Source organism: Salinisphaera sp. S4-8 (assembly GCF_040361235.1).
GTDB lineage: Bacteria > Pseudomonadota > Gammaproteobacteria > Nevskiales > Salinisphaeraceae > Salinisphaera.
This window is the reverse complement of the sequence record NZ_APNF01000032.1, coordinates 1-1,278: the sequence shown is the minus strand read 5'-3', so window position 1 is coordinate 1,278 and position 1,278 is coordinate 1. Positions and strand designations below refer to the sequence as shown.

General features: G+C 62.2%; 1 protein-coding gene. It reads left to right on the top strand.

Translation table 11 applies throughout. From position 1 onward, the window contains the following. Window positions 1-93: 93 nt before the first annotated feature. Window positions 94-1,227 (top strand): IS481 family transposase, encoded by a 1,134-nt coding sequence (locus S4A8_RS19095; RefSeq protein WP_353221327.1) that lies wholly within the window; start codon window positions 94-96, stop codon window positions 1,225-1,227. Window positions 1,228-1,278 lie beyond the last annotated feature (51 nt).

Genomic DNA, 1,278 nt, shown 5'->3' with positions numbered 1-1,278 from the left:
AAGCTGTATAGACCGGAGACATAGGTAACAGGTGTGCCAGGACATGGGTTACACCTCGACGCCCGCTCATGGGTGACGTCGAGGTACCGATTCATGCCCTGGAAGGAACACACATCGATGACCTTACGTACCGAGTTCATTGCTTTGGCCCGCAACGAGGACGTGAACCTCTCGGAGCTGGCCCGGCGTTTCGGGATCAGTCGTAAGACCGCTTACAAGTGGCTGGCCCGTGCCAAGGCCGGACAACCACTGTCCGATCGCTCACGTCGCCCGCGCGCCTCGCCCACGCGTACGGATGCGTCACTCGAACAGGTGGTGATCGCGCTGCGTCGCAGCTATCCGACCTGGGGCGGGCGCAAGTTGCGCCAGGTGCTGCTCGACCGCGGTCATACCGATGTGCCGGCGCCCAGCACCATCACCCATATCCTGCGCCGACACGGCTTAATGCCCGAGCGCGACGCGGCGCGTAGCCAGCCCTGGCAACGCTTCGAGCACGACGCGCCCAACGATCTCTGGCAGATGGATTTCAAGGGCACGATTGCGCTCGGCCACGGCCGCTGTGATCCGTTGACGGTCCTGGACGATCACTCACGCTATAACCTGGCGCTGAGCGCCATTCCCGACATGCGCAGCGCCACGGTGCAAAAGGTATTGACCGACACCTTCCGGCGCTACGGTTTACCGGTTCGAATGAACATGGACAACGGTTCGCCCTGGGGCAGCCCGCGGGGTCACTCGCGCGGGCTAACCGTGCTGAGTATCTGGTTGGTGCGTTTGGGCATCCGTGTCAGCTTCAGCCGCCCGGCTCATCCACAGACCAACGGCAAGGACGAGCGCTTTCATCGCACGCTGGCTGGTGAAGTGCTCAACGGTCGCGCCTTCACCGATCGAACGCAGCTGCAGCGCGCATTCGATCACTGGCGCGAAATCTATAACACCGTACGACCCCACGATTCACTGGGTCTGGCCACCCCGAGCACGCGTTATCGCACGAGTGGGCGTGCGTTCCCGAGCACTCTAGCGCCCATCACGTATGCGCCCGACGATATGGTTGTCGCCGTGCGTGCCAACGGCGTCGTGCCTTTCAAGGGGCGAATCGTAAAAGTCTCCTGCGCGCTACGTGGCTTACCGGTCGCCTTTCGACCGGACGCCTATAACGACGGCTGCTATTCGCTGTATTTCGCCCACCACCACCTGACCCGGATCGACCTACGCAACGCGCGCTAAACTGTTACCCATGTCCTGGCACGGGTGTTACCCATGTCTCCGGTCCGTACA

Bases quoted from the DNA above. Each gene is read 5' to 3' on its own strand.
- S4A8_RS19095 (WP_353221327.1), top strand. From the start codon at position 94: ATGCCCTGGAAGGAACACACATCGATGACCTTACGTACCGAGTTCATT.